Raw genomic sequence first — 15,069 nt, 5'->3', positions numbered from 1 at the left:
TTACGTCGAAGGGCACACCACCCGGGCGGAACCGCCGCCTCGGCGTACGGGTTCCGCGGCGGCGAGCCAGCGGCCGTCGGGGAGGCGCTGGATGCCGGTGGCCGCTCCGATCTCCGGGTTCTGGGTGAAGTGGTGGCCGATCGCCTCCAGTTGGGCCTGGAGCGGGCTGCCCCAGAGCGCGGGCTCCAGCTCCGTGTTGACCGCGTTGCGCTGGCTGGCGCGCGGCGCGGCGATCGCGTCGACCAACGGCAGGCCGCGGTCGACGTGTTCGGTGAGCACCTGGAGGACGGTGGTGATGATGGTCGCGCCGCCGGGCGAGCCGAGCGCGAAGTCGACCCGCCCGTCCTTGAGCACGATGGTCGGCGAGATCGACGACCGCGGGCGCTTGCCGGGCCCCGGCAGGTTCGGGTCGTGCACGGCCGGGTTGGCGGGCACGAAGGAGAAGTCGGTCAGCTCGTTGTTGAGCAGGAATCCGCGGCCGGGCACGGTGATGGCGCTGCCGCCGGTCTGCTCGATGGTGAGGGTGTACGCCACCACGTTGCCCCACTTGTCGGCGACGGTGAGGTGCGTGGTGTTGTCGCCCTCGTAGGTCGTCGGCGCGGCGGTGCCGGTGGCGCCGCAGGGCACGGGGTGCGCGGGGTCGCCCGGGGCGAGCGGGCTGGTCAGCGCCGCGTCGTCCTTGATCAGGCAGGCGCGCGAGGCGGCGAACGCCTTGGACGTCAGCCCGGCGGTCGGCACCTGCTCGAACGCCGGGTCGCCGACCCAGCGGCCGCGGTCGGCGAAGGCGATCCTGCTGGCCTCCAGGTAGTGGTGCAGGTACTGGGCCTCGCTGGCGTGCGCGAGGTCGGTGTGCTCCAGGATGTTCAGCGCCTCGGCCACGGTGGTGCCGCCGGACGACGACGGCGCCGGCCCGTAGACGTCGAGGCCGCGGTACCCGGTGTGCGTCGGCGCCTGCTCCTTGGCCCGGTACGCCGCCAGGTCGGCGGTCGTCAGGTCTCCGGTGCGCACCACCCGGGTGGCGGCCGGGTCGACCGGGGGCTGGCGTACGGTACGGACGATGTCGGCGCCGATGTCGCCGTGGTAGATCGCGCCGACGCCCTTGGCGCCCAGTTCCTGGTAGGTGCGGGCGAGTTGCGGGTTGCGCAGGGTGGAGCCGACGGCCGGGGGCTGCCCGCCGGGCAGGAAGAGCCGCGCAGTGTCGGGGAAGTCCTTGAAACGGTCCTGGTTGGCGGCGGTCTGCGCGTTGAAGGTGGCGTCCACGGTGAAGCCGTCGCGGGCGATCCTCTCCGCCGGTCGGAGCACCTGGTCGAGCGATTGCGAGCCCCAGGAGTCGAGGGCGGTCTGCCAGGTGGCGGCGGTGCCGGGCACGCCGACGCTGCGGCCGCTGGTGACGGCGTCCGCGAACGCCAGCGGCTTCCCGTTCTCGACGAAGAGCTGGTCGGTGGCGCTGTGCGGGGCGGTCTCGCGGCCGTCGACGGTGAAGACCCGGTGCTGCCGGGCGTTGTAGTACAGGAAGTAGCCGCCGCCCCCGATCCCCGAGGAGTACGGCTCGGTGACACCGAGCGCGGCGGCGGTCGCCACGGCCGCGTCCACCGCGTTGCCGCCGCGCCGCAGCACCTCGATACCGGCCGCCGAGGCGTCGGCGTCCACACTGGCGACCGCTCCCCCGTAGCCGACGGCCAGCGGGCTCTTCGCGGCCGCGGGCGGCGCCGCCTGGTGTGCCCGCGGCACGGGCGCGGGGGCCGCGGCACTGACCGTTCCCACCGCCGCGGTGACGGCGAGCGCCGCCGCGATCCTCAACGCCGGCCCGCGCGTGCGGCCGGTACGGCGATTGCGTTGCGTTTGTCGGTTGCGTCCCATTGCGGAGCCTCCACTCAACGACCGTCACGGCAGCGTAACTTCACCTCACCCGTCCCGTAAGGACCGCGGGGCGGCGCTGTTGGTCGAACACCGCTACGATGCCCCGCCATGAGCGACGACCTCCGCAACCTCGTCCTGGTGCTGGCCGCCTGCGTCCTCGCCGCCGCGCTCGGCTGGTTCCTGCGCAGCGCGCTGTGGCGCCGGACACTCGGCCGCAAGCAGCGCTTCTTCGGCCTGCCGAAGGACTCCGAGTGCCTGCTGGTGGTGCCGCGCGACCCCGGGTCGCGGGGCTGGAGCCTGGCCAGGCACGACGCGTTCGCGCTGCTGGAACTGGCCGCGGTGATCAAGGAGTGCGGGGCGCACGCCGAGGTGCTCGCGCACGACACCGCCTGGCAGGGGTTCGGCGCGCGGACCGAGTTCTGCATCGGCGGCCCCGCGGCCAACCACCGGCTGGCCGCCCATCTGCGCTCCATGCTGCCCGGCATCGTGATCGACACCGACCCCGCGCCGGGCCCCGACCAGGGCGCGATCACCGTGGGCGGGCAGACGTACCGGATGGAGAAGGGCACGGTGGAGTACGTCCTGCTGGCCCGGCTGGCCGCCGCCCGCGACTCGGGCAACGAGCGCCCGGTCTTCCTGTCGTCCGGCCAGCGCGGTATCGCCAACCAGGCCGCGACGCGGTACCTGGCCAGGCACCACGCCCGGCTGGCCCGCAAGCACGGCGGAGACTCCACCTTCTGCCTGCTGCTGAAGGTGGTGAACTCGCAGAGCTACGGCTCCGACGTGGTGGAACTGGTCGCGGACGTCACCAAGCCCGCCCTGGCCGCGCCGCCCGCCGGGTCGTCCGCGGGCGGCGAGAAGGTCAGTCCGCGAGCCCAATCACCAGCCACATAGCGGCGACGCCGGCGACGGTGCACAGCAGGGTGGACGTGGACGGGTGCGGGCTGTGCGCCTCGGGCAGGATGTCGGAGGTCGCCAGGTAGAGCAGGAACCCGGCGAAGAAGCCCAGGTAGAGGCCGAGCGCGCCGCTGGGGATGGTGAAGGCGAGGGTGATCGCGGCGCCGATCACCGGCGCCAGCGCGTCGGCCCCGAGCAGCAGTTGCGCGCGGCGCTGCCCGTTCCCGTACAGCCGGGTGATCGTGTAGGTGTTGAAGCCGTCGGCGAAGTCGTGCGAGATCACGGCGATCGCCACCACGATGCCGACGGTGCTGCCCGCCTGGAACGCCGCGCCGATCGCGAAGCCGTCCATGACGCTGTGGCCGACGAGCGCGACGGCCGCGGTGATCCCGATGCCCTTGACCGGGTCGTGGGCGTGCCCGTGGCCGTGCGCGTGCGGGGCGTACTCGCCCTCGTGCGCGCGGTGGATCGCCACCGCGCGCTCGACGATGTGCAGGGCGAGGAATCCGGCCACGAACATCAGCAGCGCCGCGGGCACGCCGAAGACGACGCGCCGCTGCATCTGGAGCGCCTCGGGCAGCAGGTCGAAACCGACGACTCCGAGCATCAGCCCGGCGGCGAGCCCGAGGACGAGATGGCGGCGGTCTCCGATGTGCTGGGCGACCACCCCGCCGACGAGGGTCATCGCGAACGCGCACGCGGCTATCAGGACCGGCATGAGGTCATGATCCATGACGCGTTGCGCGCTCGCGACTCAGGGGTGCCCCTTACCCTCGGTGACCGCGTCCGCTCCGGTCGAGGGTGTGCTGGACGGCCTGGGCCATCGCCGCCTCGCCCCTGGCGTTGGGGTGGGCGGGGGCGGCGGGCGACGCGGGCTGCAGCGGCTCGATCAGCCGGTCCGCGGGGGCCTTGCACATGTCGTGGCCGACGGTCGGGCCGTAGGTGTCGACGTACTCGGCGCCGCCGAAGAGCGCCTCGATCCGCAGCATGGCGTTGAGCTTCTTCTCGGTGTCCCGCAGATACGGGAAGTCACCGGCCGCGAAGGGCACGGCGGGGAAGCAGCCCACGCCGTCGTCGGGCAGCAGGTCGGGGTAGCCGACCAGCAGGACCCTGGCGTGCGGCGCCCGGTCGTGGACGGCCCGCAGCACCTGGGCGATCTTGGGCGCGGTGGTGAGGACGTTCATGGCGAGCTGGTCGTACCCGCCCGCGACGTAGTGGTCCTTGCACGGGCTGCCCGCCGGGTTGGTCACGCTCAGCCCGGCGCAGGTGGCGATGATCGAGCCGAAGCCGACGTCGTTCCCGCCGATCTGCACGCTCACCAGGGTGGTGTCGTGGTTGATCGCGTCGAGCTGCGGCCCGTTGGTGCCCTGCGGCTTCCACATCTGCACGGTGGTGGCGCCGCTGCAGCTCGCGTCGGTGAAGGAGGCGAACTTGTCCGCCGCCGCGATCAGCGACGGGTAGTTGTGGTCGGAGCGCGCGCAGTTGGCGTCGACCTGGGTGGGGATGACGGGACCGGCCGCGTACGAGTCGCCGAGGGCGACATAGCGGACGGCCGGGCCGTGGTGACCGGGCCGGTCACCGCCGGGCCTGTCGTGGCCGGGACTCGCCGCGGCCGGGGAGACCGCCGCGGCGGTGAGCGCCAGCGCCCCGCCGATGGCCGCGGCGCCCAGCGCCGCGGCCCGTCTGCCGGACGGCCGCTCCCCCGCGGTCCCGCCCCTGCGCCTGTCCGTACCCGTGCCAGCGGCCATCGGGCCCCTCCCCTGCGTCGACGTTGACGACGATCAGGCTCTGGCCCGGGGGGACGGGTGTCAATGGTCCTGACACCCCGAAGTGGGGTGGTCTTCAGCTCGCGTTCGTCCGCTCCTCGACGATCACCGGGCGCTCGCCGGCGCACAGCTTGCGGGCGGCGGCGCTGATGGACCGGGCGTTGATGCCGGCGGCGTCGAGCTGCTGGTCGGGGGTGGCGGAGCCGGGCATGGAGTGCACGGCGAGCCGGGTGAGCAGCGGCATGGGGTGGCCGTTGCCGAAGGACTCCAGTACGGCGTCGGCCAGACCGCCCTCGGGGTGGTGGTCCTCGACGGTGACGAACCTGCCGGTGGCCACGGCGGCCTCGCGCAGCCGCTGGGCGTCGACCGGCTTGAGGCTGTAGAGGTCGATGACGCGCGCCGCGACCCCCTCCTCGGCGAGCTGGTCGGCCGCCCGCAGCGCCTCGTGCACGGTGACGCCCGCCGCGATCAGGGTGACCTGGTCGTCGGGGCCCGACCGCAGCAGTCTGCTGCCGCCGACCGGGAACTCCTCGTCGGGACCGTAGATCACCGGGGTGTCGCCGCGGGTGGTGCGCAGATAGCTGATACCGGGCTGGTCGGCCATGGCGGCGGTGAGCGCCGCGGCCTGGTTGGCGTCGCAGGGGTAGAGCACCGTGCTGCCGTGGATCGCCCGCATCATCGCCAGGTCCTCCAGCGCCATCTGGGAGGGGCCGTCCTCGCCGATGGAGACGCCCGCGTGCGATCCGGCGACGTTGATGGCGGAGCGGCTGATCGCGGCCATCCGCAGGAAGTCGTGGGCGCGGGTGAGGAAGGCGGCGAAGGTGACGGCGTACGGCGTCCAGCCGCGCACTCCGAGACCCACCGCGGTGGCCACGAGCTGCTGTTCGGCGATGTAGCACTCCACGTACCGGTCGGGGTGGTCCTTACCGAAGAGCGCGGCCTTGGTGGAGTCGCCGACCTCGCCGTCCACGGTGACGATGTCGCCGCGCCGGGTGCCGAGCACGGCCAGCGCCTCGCCGAAGGCGGTCCTGGTGGCGACGGACTCGCCGGTCTTCCAGCGGGGCAGGGCGGCGTCGCGGTCGGCGCCGTCACGCCGGGGCTCCTCGGCGGCGGGCGGCTGTTCGACCTTCACCCGCAGGTCACGCGGGCCGCCGAGTTCGGCGACGGCCTCCTCGGGGTCGGGCAGCGGCTTGCCGTGGAAGCCCTCGCGGTTCTCCACGGCCGCCACCCCGCGGCCCTTCCTCGTCCTGGCGATGATGGCGGTGGGCGCGCCGCGGGTGGCGCGGGCCTCGGCCATCGCGGCGTCGACCGCGTCCACGTCATGGCCGTCGACCTCCACGGTGTGCCAGCCGAACGCCTCGATGCGGCGGGCGTACGCGGGCAGGTCCCAGCCGTGCCGGGTGGGACCGCGCTGGCCGAGCCTGTTGATGTCGAGCAGGGCGGTGAGCTGGTCGAGCCCCTCCATCCCGGCCTGCTCGAACGCCTCCCACACCGATCCCTCGGCCAGCTCGCTGTCCCCGCAGAGCACCCAGGTACGGAACGGGATGTGGTCCAGGCGCGCCCCGGAGAGCGCGATGCCCACGCCGATGGGCAGGCCCTGGCCGAGGGAGCCGGTGGCCACGTCGACCCAGGGCAGCCGGGGAGTGGGGTGGCCCTCCAGGCGGCTGCCCAGGGTGCGGAAGGTCAGCAGCTCCTCGTCGGTGACGGCGCCCACGGCCTTGTAGGCGGCGTAGAGCAGCGGCGAGGCATGCCCCTTGGAGAAGATCAGGTGGTCGTTGCCCGGGTGGCGGGGGTCGTCGAAGTCGTAGCGCAGATGGCGGCCGAGCAGGACGGCGACGAGTTCCGCGGCGGACATCGAGGAGGTCGGGTGGCCGGAACCGGCCGCCGCGGCGGCGCGGACCGAGTCCACTCTGAGCTGCTGGGCGAGTTCCGCCGCCCGGTCGCGTGCGGCGGCGTCCATGCCCCCGGCGACCGGGAGTGCGTCGTTCCTGGCCGTGGCGTTCATGAGTCTCCCTTCCACCGGTGCGGCTGCCCACGACGGAGCCGGGCACACAACAATCGTTACCCGCGCGTAACCCATGTGCGCGTTACTGCAGGTAACCGGTGGAACGGCCGCGGCGGACACGCGGGGTGCGGGAGTACGGGAGTACGGGAGCGGGCGCTCAGCCCAGGACGCGGTTGACCAGGGTGTCGCGTTCCGTCTGCGGGATGGCCGTCCAGCGCATGCCGCGCAGCGCGCCCTCCAGGGCCAGCAGGGTGTGGGTGCGTGCGTCCTCGGGGAGATCGGGGCGGATCTTCTCGAACGCGCGCCCGGAGCCCAGTCTGCGGAGCTCACCCGCGTCATCGACGCCCGCGCGGCGGAGACGATCGGCGAGCACCGCCCCGATGTTGGGAAGCTGCTGAAGGGAGTCCACGTCGTGCCTCCGATTACGAGGTGAAGGGAACTCCGCCATCATGCACGTGCCGCCGCGCCCTGCCGGGCGATCGGGCCCGGACACGCCAGGGGTTCAGTCCTCCGACGCCTCGGCGAGCACCTGCGACAGCTCGGGACTGCCGCTCTCGGCCCAGGCGTGGCCGAGTTCCACGGTGTCGATCTCCCGGCCGGAGACCAGCCGCACCACGGGGTGGCCGTTGGGCCAGACCTGCCAGTCGGCGCCGGGCACGGTCTCCACGATGACGGTGCCCAGGTAGAGCCCCGCGTCGTTGCCGAGCCAGCTCATCACATCGGGGTCGTCGCGCCAGCTCGGCACGATCTGGTCGAGCGCGGTGAGCGACTCCTCCGAACCGTCCAGCTCCACACCGGAGTGCGAGGCGCGGACGCGCAGCAGCTCGCACTCGCCGAGGAGTTCGGCCACCGCTGTCCCCTCCGGGTCGCCGCCGCTGAAGACCGCGACCCCGCGGGCCGTCCCGTGCCGTTTGCGCCACATGCCGAACAGTGGGATGTCCATACCGCCCAGCGTGTCACCCGCGATGCCGTGCCGACCACAGGCGCGCAGCCTCAGACGTCGAGATCGACCACGACCGGCGCGTGATCGGAGGCGCCCTTGCCCTTGCGCTCCTCGCGGTCCACGTACGCGTCGCCGACCGCCTTGGCGAACGGCGCGTTGCCGTACACCAGGTCGATCCGCATGCCGCGGTTCTTCGGGAAGCCGAGCTGCCGGTAGTCCCAGTACGTGAACGGGTGGTCGTACTTGAGCGGGCGCGGCACCACGTCGGTCAGCCCGGTGTCGCGCAGCGCGGCCAGCGCGGCGCGCTCGGGCTCGGTGACATGCGTGGCGCCCTCGAAGACCGACAGGTCCCACACGTCCTCGTCGGCGGGCGCCACGTTGTAGTCGCCGAGCACCGCGAACGGGCGCTGCCCGGCCGCGTCATCGGCCACCGCGGCGCGCAGCGCCTCGAACCAGGCGAGCTTGTACGCGTAGTGCGGGTGGCCGACCTCGCGGCCGTTGGGCACATAGACCGACCAGAGGCGGACCGGGCCGCAGGTCGCCGACACCGAGCGCGGTTCGTGCACGCCCTCGTAGTCGGGTCCGCCGGGCAGGCCCTCGACCACGTCCTCCAGGCCGACCCTGGAGAGCAGCGCCACCCCGTTCCACCTCCCGGTGGCGTGCACCGCCGCTTCGTACCCCAGCTCGCGCAGCTCGTCCCGCGGGAACTGCTCGGCGGTGCACTTGGTTTCCTGGAGGCACAGGACGTCGGTGCCGCTGCTCTCCAGCCAGGCGAGCAGCCGCGGAAGGCGGACGGTGATCGAGTTGATGTTCCAGGTCGCGATGCGCATGCCCACAACCTAGCCGCTGGGTACGACAGCGGGCCCGGCCCGCTCCCGCGTCAGGCGTCAGGCGTCGGTGCTGTCGCCGGGCGCCAGCCGGTTGTGCTCGGCGCCGCTGAGGTTGCCCAGCATGGTGTCGTAGATCGGCCGGGCCAGATCGGTCAGCAGCCCGTCGTGCACGTCGACGGTCCGCCGCGGCTTGACCTCGCGGACGTAGTCGATCACCTCGGAGATCTTGCTCCACGGCGCCATCACCGGCAGCAGCAGGGTGTCCACGGTGTGGTCGGGCAGCGTCAGGGCGTCACCGGGGTGGAAGACCGAACCGTCCACCAGGTAGCCGACGTTGGTGATCCGCGGGACGTCCGGGTGGATGACGGCGTGCAGTTCGCCGTGCACCTGCACGTCGAAACCGGCGGCGCTGAAGGTGTCGCCGTGGCCCACGGTGTGCACCCGGCCCGGGAAGGCGGCCGACACCTGGTCCGCGACACTGCGCAGCGTCCACAGTTCGGCCGCGGGGTTGGCCTCCAGACCGGCCCGCAGCCGGTCCTCGTTGAAGTGGTCGAGGTGCTCGTGGGTGACGAGGATGACGTCGGCGCCGACGGCCGCGTCCTCCTCGCTGAAGGTGCCGGGGTCGATGACGAGGGTGCGCCCGTCCTTCTCGAGCCGGACGCACGCGTGCCGCTTCTTGGTGAGCTTGATGGTCATGCCCCCATCTTGCTACGGGATCTTGTTACGGGTGCGCGCCGGTCTCCTGCTGGATCGCGGTACGCGCGGTCTCGACGGCGGCCCGGGCGGCGGGAAGGCCGCAGTACACCGCGGTGTGCAGCAGCACCTCCTCGATCTCGGCGGGGGTCAGGCCGTTGCGCAGTGCCGCCCGGGTGTGGTCGGCGAGTTCGCCGAGCTGCCCGAGCGCGGTCAGCGCGGTGAGCGTGACGCAGCTGCGGGTACGGCGGTCGAGACCCGGCCGGGACCACACCTCGCCCCACGCGTAGCGGGTCATGAAGGTGTCGAAGCCGCTGCCGAAGCCCTGGCCGAGCGCCGCCGCCCGGTCGGCCTCCGCGTCGCCGACCATCTCGCGCCGCAGCCGCAGACCCTCCTCGTACGGTCCGGGACCGGCCGCGGGGAGCGCGGGACGCGGCACACCGGCCGGCGGGAGCGCGGGAAGCGCCGGTACGGCCACGGGCCCGGTGGGCGGGCCTTCCGTCCAGGCGCTGCCGAAGTGCCGGGCCAGCAGGTCGCCGACGGCCACCGGCTCCTCCACCGGCGCCAGGTGCCCGGTGGCCGGGACGACGGCCAGCCGCGCGTCGGGTATCCCCGCGACCAGCAGTCGGGCGTCGGCGGGCGGTGTCTCGGTGTCGTCCGCGCCCGCCACCACCAGCGTCGGTACGGTCAGGGCGCCCAGTTCGTCGCGGATGTCGAAGGCGGCCAGCGCCTCGCAAGCGGCGATGTAGCAGTCGCGGTCGGTGGTCCTGACCATCTGCACCGCCCAGTCGGTGATCGCGGGCTGGGTGGCGAGGAAGGGGTCGGTGAACCAGCGCTCGGGGCTGGAGTGCGCGGTGCCGTCCATCCCGCTCGCCCGGATGACGACGGCGCGCTGCCGCCAGGTGTCGCCGGTGGCGTACCGGGCCGAGGCCGAGACCAGCGCCAGCGCGGCGACCCGGTCGGGGCGCAGCAGCGCCAGCCGGGCGCCTATCGCGGCGCCCAGCTCGCAGCCGGCGTAGCCGAAGATGTCGATGCCCTCGGCGTCCAGGACCGCCAGCAGCCGGTCGGCGAGGTCGTCCACGGAGGACGCCGGGACGGCGGGGGCGCCGCCGTGTCCCGGCAGCTCGTAGCGGAGCACCCGCCACTGGTCGGTGAGTACGGGGAGCTGCCGATCCCACATGTGCCAGGTCGCCCCGAGGGCGGGTCCGAGCACCAGCACGGGGGCGTCGGCGGGGCCGTCGAACCGGTGCTGCAGGGGCGGCGCTTGCTGCTCGTCGTCGGTCACGTCGCTCATCGCGGTCACGCTATCGAGTGACCCCGCGGCCATGTCACCCGCCCCCGAAGCCGTGCTGGAAGTTGACGGTCGACACCACGTACACCGTCGGGGTGTCCGGGGTGCTGAGGTCCACCACGATGTCGTGGTCGGGCTTGTCGCCCGCCTGGTGCAGCGTGGTCCCGTGCCAGTCGTGGCCGTCGGGGAACGCCCAGCCGGCGGCCGTGGTCTGCGCCGTCGTGATGGCGCTCTTCCCGGCCGTCAGCGCGACCCGGCTGGTGCCGATCTGCGCGAGGAAGGTGTCGAGGCCGCCGGAGGTGGTGGTGAACTGCACGTACAGCTTGCTGGTGTCCCAGGAGTTGGTCTCCAGATAGCCCGCCCCGGTGACGCCCACCGGGAAGGGCACCTGGTAGATCCGCTGCTGGAGCGAGGACGGCGTCTCCATCGTCAGACGGGTGACGGCGGCCTCCTCCTGCTTGGTCTCGCCGCTGTCGCGGCTCTGCTCGGCGGAGATGATCACATAGCCGATCGGCACCAGCACCAGCAGCGGCAGCACGGTCCAGCGGACCCAGCGCGGCGGGTTCCGCGGCGGGAGCGGCCCGTGCGCGGGGTCGCCGGCGCCCCGGTCGTCCACCTGCTGTTCGGGGATCGTGGTCACTGCGCCGTCCCCTGCCGTCCGTAGACCTTGCCGTAGCGCTCGTACCGCTCCACGCGGCGCCGGTTCGCGCGGCGGAAGCGGCGGGCGACCAGCCGGGCCAGGTCCGCGGCGCCGACCATGCCCGCCTCGGGGCCCAGCTCGGCCTTGACGATGCGCGCCTCGGGCCGGTAGCCGCGGCCGGTGAGGGTGCGCCGGAAGGCGTCCCTCGCCGGACCGATCAGCAGGTCGTCGGCGGCGCTGACGCCGCCGCCGATGACGAAGCACGACGGGTCGAGGGCGGCGGCGAGGTTGGCGATGCCGACGCCCAGCCACTGGCCGATGTCCTGGAACAGCTCGACGCACATCGCGTCGCCCTCGCGGGCCAGCTCGGTGATCAGCGGCCCGGTGATGTCGCGGACGTTGCCCGCGACCCGGTCGATGATCCCGTAGGCGACCGGCGACTCGGCGGCGGCCAGCTCGCGGGCCTCCCTGACCAGGGCGTTCCCCGAGCTGTACTGCTCCCAGCAGCCGCGGTTGCCGCACGGGCAGCGGTGCCCGCCCGGCACCACCTGCATATGGCCGAACTCCCCGGCGACCCCGTATCTGCCCCGCTTGACCTGCCCGTCCTCCAGGATGGCGCCGCCGATGCCGGTGCCGAGGGTGATCATCACCAGGTCGGCCTCGCCGCGCCCGGCGCCGAAGCGCCACTCGGCCCAGGCGGCGGTGTTCGCGTCGTTGTCGACCATGACGGGCACCAGCAGGCGCTCGGCGAGCCGGTCGCGCAGCGGTTCGTCGCGCCAGGACAGGTGCGGCGCGAACAGCACCCGGGAGCGGTCGGCGTCGACCCAGCCGGCGGCGCCGATGCCCACGGCGTGGACGTCGTGCCGCTCGGACAGGTCGAGCACCAGCTCGACGATGGTGTCCTCGACGACCTTGGGGCTCTTGGACTTGTCCGGCGTCTCGGTGCGGATCTTCTCCAGGATCACGCCGTCCGCGTCCACCACCCCGGCCATCACCTTGGTGCCGCCGATGTCGATGCCGACGGTCGGCACCCGGGGCGCCGTCAGGTGCGAGCGCCTCTCCCGGCGGCCCACGGTCTGCAGCACCGTGGCTCTGGCGGCGCCGCGGTGGACGCGTTCACGATTGGCACTCAAGCGGTGTTCTCCGGGTCGGTGGCCGGGGTCGGTGTGGTGGTCGCCCGGCGCAGTTCGTGGGTCAGCTCGTCCAGCTCGCTGCCGCCGGCCATCTCACGGGTCAGCTCGTCCAGCGTAATGTCCTTCTTCAGGTGGCTGCCCGACATGGTGCCGCGCTTCAGCAGGACGAAGCGGTCACCGACCAGGTAGGCGTGGTGCGGATTGTGGGTGATGAGCACCACACCCAGCCCCGCGTCCCGGGCCGCCGCCACGTATTTCAGCACGACCCCCGACTGCTTGACGCCCAGCGCCGCCGTCGGCTCATCCAGGACGAGTACCTTCGCGCCGAAGTGCACGGCGCGGGCGATCGCCACGCACTGCCGCTCGCCGCCGGACAGGGTGCCGATGGGCTGGTCGACGTCGCGCAGGTCGATGCCCATCCGCAGCAGCGCGGCGTGGGTGGTGGCGCGCATCGCGGCGACGTCCAGCCGGCGCAGCGGGCCGCGGCCCCTGGTCGGCTCGGAGCCGAGGAAGAAGTTCCGCCAGACCGGCATCAGCGGGACCACGGCGAGGTCCTGGTAGACGGTGGCGATGCCGTGGTCGAGTGCCTCGCGCGGCGAGGCGTGCCGGACCTCGGCGCCCTCGACGGCGTAGCTGCCCGCGTCGTGCGGGTGCAGCCCCGCGATGATCTTGATGAGGGTGGACTTGCCGGCGCCGTTGTCGCCGAGCACGCAGGTGATCTCCCCGGCGTGCACCTCCAGCGACACGTCGCGCAGCGCGCGCACCCGGCCGTACGACTTGGAGACGTCCGTCAGCCGTACCAGGGGCGCGGACGCCCCGTCCGGCGCTTCGCCCACGGGCTCGCCGTCCTTGGTGAGGTCGGTCATGCGGTGGCCTCCGCCCTCTTGCGCACCCAGGCGTTGAGGAGGGTTGCCAGCAGCAGCATCGCCCCCAGGAAGAACTTGAACCAGTCGGGGTTCCACTGCGCGTACACGATGCCCTTGCTGGTCATGCCGAAGATGAACGCGCCGACCGCGGAGCCGATCGCGCTGCCGTAGCCGCCGGTCATCAGGCAGCCGCCGATGACGGCCGCGATGATGTAGAGGAACTCGTTGCCGACGCCCTCGCCGGACTGCACCACGTCGAACGAGAAGAGCAGGTGCTGCCCGGAGATCCAGGCGCAGAAGGCGACCGCCATGTACAGGCCGATCTTGGTACGGGCGACGGGGACGCCGACCGCGCGCGCCGCGTCCACGTTGCCGCCCGCGGCGAAGATCCAGTTGCCCGCGCGGGTGCGCAGCAGGATCCAGGTGGCGACGGCGACCAGGCCGATCCACCAGGCGATGGTGACCTGCAGGTCGACCGAGCCGATGGTCAGATGCGAGGCGAACAGGTCGCGGGCGGTCGGGAAGCCCTGCATGTCGGCGATGGTCATGGTGGAGACGGTGCCGCTGATCAGCTTGGTCAGGCCCAGGTTCAGGCCGGTCAGCATCAGGAAGGTGCCCAGCGTGATGATGAAGCTGGGCAGTTTGGTGCGCACCAGCATGACGCCGTTGAAGAAGCCCAGGGCCAGCGTGGCCAGCAGGGACACCCCGACGCCGACCCAGACGTTGGCGGTCATCTGGTAGCTGAACATCGAGGAGATCAGCGCGGAGCTGGTCACCATGACACCGGCCGACAGGTCGAACTCGCCGCCGATCATCAGCAGCGCCACCGGCACCGCCATGATGCCGATGGTCGAGGACGCGTACAGCACGGTGCCCATGCTCGACGCCTGCAGGAACGAGTCGGCGACGACCGAGAAGAACAGGAACACCGCCGCCGCGCCGACCACCGCGCCCAGCTCCGGCCGCCCCAGCAGCCGCCGCACAAGGGACCGCGACTCCAGCCGCTCGTCCACGGGGGACGCCAGAACGCTCATCGGGTGCCTCGCTTGGTGTACTCCAGCAGCGCCGACGCGTTGTCCTTGGTGACGATCTGCGGGCCGGTGAGGACCGGCTGGCCGCCGCCGAGGGTGTCGCCGTTGTAGCGGTAGAGCCACAGCAGGTCGATCGCCTCGTAGCCCTGGAGGTAGGGCTGCTGGTCGACGGCGAAGCCGAGGCTGCCGTTCTGCAGCGAGGTGGCGACCTGGCCGTTGAGGTCGAAGGTGTCGATCTCGGCGGAGGAGCCGGCCTGGCCCTTGGCCTTGACGGCGGTGGCGGCGAAGGGCGCGCCGAGGGTGACCACGGAGTCGATGGACTTGTCCGACTGGAGCTTGGCCTGCAGGGCGGACTGCACGTCGGGCATGTTCGTGCCGTTGACGTACAGGTTGTCGACCGTGCCGGAGAAGGTCTGCTTCACGCCCGCGCAGCGCTGCTCGTGGCCGACGTTGCCCTGCTCGTGCAGCACGCACAGCGCGTGCTTCTTACCGCGCTTGTTCAGCTCGTCGCCGACCGCCTTCCCGGCGATCGTCTCGTCCTGGCCGATGTGGCTGAGGGCGCCGAACTGCTTGGACTGCTCGGATCCGGAGTTGATCGTGATCACCGGGATCCCGGCCTTCTCCGCCTTGGCGACGACGGCCTTCATGGCGTCCGGCTTGGCCAGCGTGACGACCAGGCCGTCGACGTGCTGGTCGATGGCGGCCTGGACGAGCTGCGCCTGCTGGTCGCCCTGGTCGCTGTTGGAGTAGAGGAAGGTGATGTTGTCCTTGGCGGCGGCCTGCTTGGCGCCGCTCTGCACGATGTCCCAGAAGGTGTCACCGGCTCCGGAGTGCGTCACCATCGCGAACTTCCAGCGGGGGGTGTTGACCGCCGAGCCGTTGGCCTTGGCCTGCTTGGCCCGGTCCTCCGCGCGCTTGCCGCCGGTGCTGCTGCACCCTGCCAGGCAGACCGCGCCGAGCACCGCCGCCAGCAGTGCGCCCATCGCGCGTGTCCCTGCCCTTGCCTTCGCCACGAGGCCCTGCCTTTCCTGCGTTCAGTGTTACTGCCGGGGGAGAAGTGTTCCGAGCGACCTTCCCGGCGGGCCAAGTATCCGTCAAGGGGTACGGTCGGGTG

15 protein-coding genes are annotated in these 15,069 nt (G+C 72.5%); 1 reads left to right on the top strand and 14 read right to left on the bottom strand.

Annotated features, from left to right (window positions below; translation table 11 throughout):
* The gene (ggt, locus tag AB0M29_RS06310) at positions 1-1,860 is read right to left on the bottom strand and encodes a gamma-glutamyltransferase (protein WP_365379692.1); all 1,860 of its coding nucleotides are present in this window, start codon (positions 1,858-1,860) and stop codon (positions 1-3) included.
* Between the two features lie 108 nt (positions 1,861-1,968).
* On the opposite strand from ggt, the gene AB0M29_RS06305 reads away from it, so the two are divergent.
* Positions 1,969-2,754, top strand: coding sequence for a hypothetical protein (locus tag AB0M29_RS06305; protein WP_365379689.1), 786 nt, complete (start codon positions 1,969-1,971; stop codon positions 2,752-2,754).
* Here AB0M29_RS06305 and AB0M29_RS06300 read toward each other — a convergent pair.
* The 13 genes from AB0M29_RS06300 to AB0M29_RS06240 form a co-directional block, all read right to left on the bottom strand.
* The gene (locus AB0M29_RS06300; RefSeq protein ID WP_365379687.1) at positions 2,723-3,475 is read right to left on the bottom strand and encodes a ZIP family metal transporter; all 753 of its coding nucleotides are present in this window, start codon (positions 3,473-3,475) and stop codon (positions 2,723-2,725) included. The genes AB0M29_RS06305 and AB0M29_RS06300 overlap by 32 nt on opposite strands.
* A gap of 49 nt (positions 3,476-3,524) precedes the next feature.
* A complete protein-coding gene (locus tag AB0M29_RS06295; protein WP_365379684.1) occupies positions 3,525-4,505 on the bottom strand; it encodes an SGNH/GDSL hydrolase family protein in 981 nt (326 codons plus the stop codon).
* A gap of 94 nt (positions 4,506-4,599) precedes the next feature.
* The gene (locus AB0M29_RS06290; protein ID WP_365380238.1) at positions 4,600-6,483 is read right to left on the bottom strand and encodes a transketolase; all 1,884 of its coding nucleotides are present in this window, start codon (positions 6,481-6,483) and stop codon (positions 4,600-4,602) included.
* A gap of 202 nt (positions 6,484-6,685) precedes the next feature.
* On the bottom strand, positions 6,686-6,937 hold the full coding sequence (locus AB0M29_RS06285) for a TfoX/Sxy family DNA transformation protein (RefSeq protein WP_365379682.1): 252 nt from the start codon (positions 6,935-6,937) through the stop codon (positions 6,686-6,688).
* A 93-nt stretch (positions 6,938-7,030) separates the two neighbouring features.
* The gene (locus AB0M29_RS06280; protein ID WP_365379679.1) at positions 7,031-7,471 is read right to left on the bottom strand and encodes a DUF6278 family protein; all 441 of its coding nucleotides are present in this window, start codon (positions 7,469-7,471) and stop codon (positions 7,031-7,033) included.
* 50 nt (positions 7,472-7,521) lie between these two features.
* On the bottom strand, positions 7,522-8,301 hold the full coding sequence (locus AB0M29_RS06275; RefSeq protein WP_365379676.1) for an exodeoxyribonuclease III: 780 nt from the start codon (positions 8,299-8,301) through the stop codon (positions 7,522-7,524).
* Positions 8,302-8,358: 57 nt separating this feature from the next.
* Entirely contained in the window at positions 8,359-8,997 is a 639-nt protein-coding gene (locus AB0M29_RS06270; RefSeq protein WP_365379674.1) for an MBL fold metallo-hydrolase, read from the bottom strand.
* Between the two features lie 25 nt (positions 8,998-9,022).
* Positions 9,023-10,288 carry an alpha/beta fold hydrolase gene (locus AB0M29_RS06265; RefSeq protein ID WP_365379671.1) on the bottom strand — a complete coding sequence of 422 codons (1,266 nt, stop codon included), beginning with the start codon at positions 10,286-10,288 and terminating at the stop codon, positions 9,023-9,025.
* A 34-nt stretch (positions 10,289-10,322) separates the two neighbouring features.
* The gene (locus AB0M29_RS06260) at positions 10,323-10,925 is read right to left on the bottom strand and encodes a hypothetical protein (RefSeq protein WP_365379668.1); all 603 of its coding nucleotides are present in this window, start codon (positions 10,923-10,925) and stop codon (positions 10,323-10,325) included.
* The gene (locus AB0M29_RS06255) at positions 10,922-12,058 is read right to left on the bottom strand and encodes an ROK family glucokinase (RefSeq protein WP_365379665.1); all 1,137 of its coding nucleotides are present in this window, start codon (positions 12,056-12,058) and stop codon (positions 10,922-10,924) included. The genes AB0M29_RS06260 and AB0M29_RS06255 overlap by 4 nt, the downstream gene beginning before the upstream one ends.
* The gene (locus tag AB0M29_RS06250; RefSeq protein WP_365379663.1) at positions 12,055-12,924 is read right to left on the bottom strand and encodes an ATP-binding cassette domain-containing protein; all 870 of its coding nucleotides are present in this window, start codon (positions 12,922-12,924) and stop codon (positions 12,055-12,057) included. The genes AB0M29_RS06255 and AB0M29_RS06250 overlap by 4 nt, the downstream gene beginning before the upstream one ends.
* Positions 12,921-13,958 (bottom strand): ABC transporter permease, encoded by a 1,038-nt coding sequence (locus AB0M29_RS06245; RefSeq protein WP_365379661.1) that lies wholly within the window; start codon positions 13,956-13,958, stop codon positions 12,921-12,923. The genes AB0M29_RS06250 and AB0M29_RS06245 overlap by 4 nt, the downstream gene beginning before the upstream one ends.
* Entirely contained in the window at positions 13,955-14,938 is a 984-nt protein-coding gene (locus tag AB0M29_RS06240; RefSeq protein ID WP_365379659.1) for a sugar ABC transporter substrate-binding protein, read from the bottom strand. Before AB0M29_RS06240 ends, AB0M29_RS06245 begins: the two co-directional genes overlap by 4 nt.
* Between the last annotated feature and the right edge of the window lie 131 nt (positions 14,939-15,069).

This window comes from Streptomyces sp. NPDC051976 (genome assembly GCF_040680795.1).
GTDB lineage: Bacteria > Actinomycetota > Actinomycetes > Streptomycetales > Streptomycetaceae > Actinacidiphila.
The sequence above is the reverse complement of the archived record's forward strand: the minus strand, read 5'-3'. Positions and strand labels throughout refer to the sequence as shown.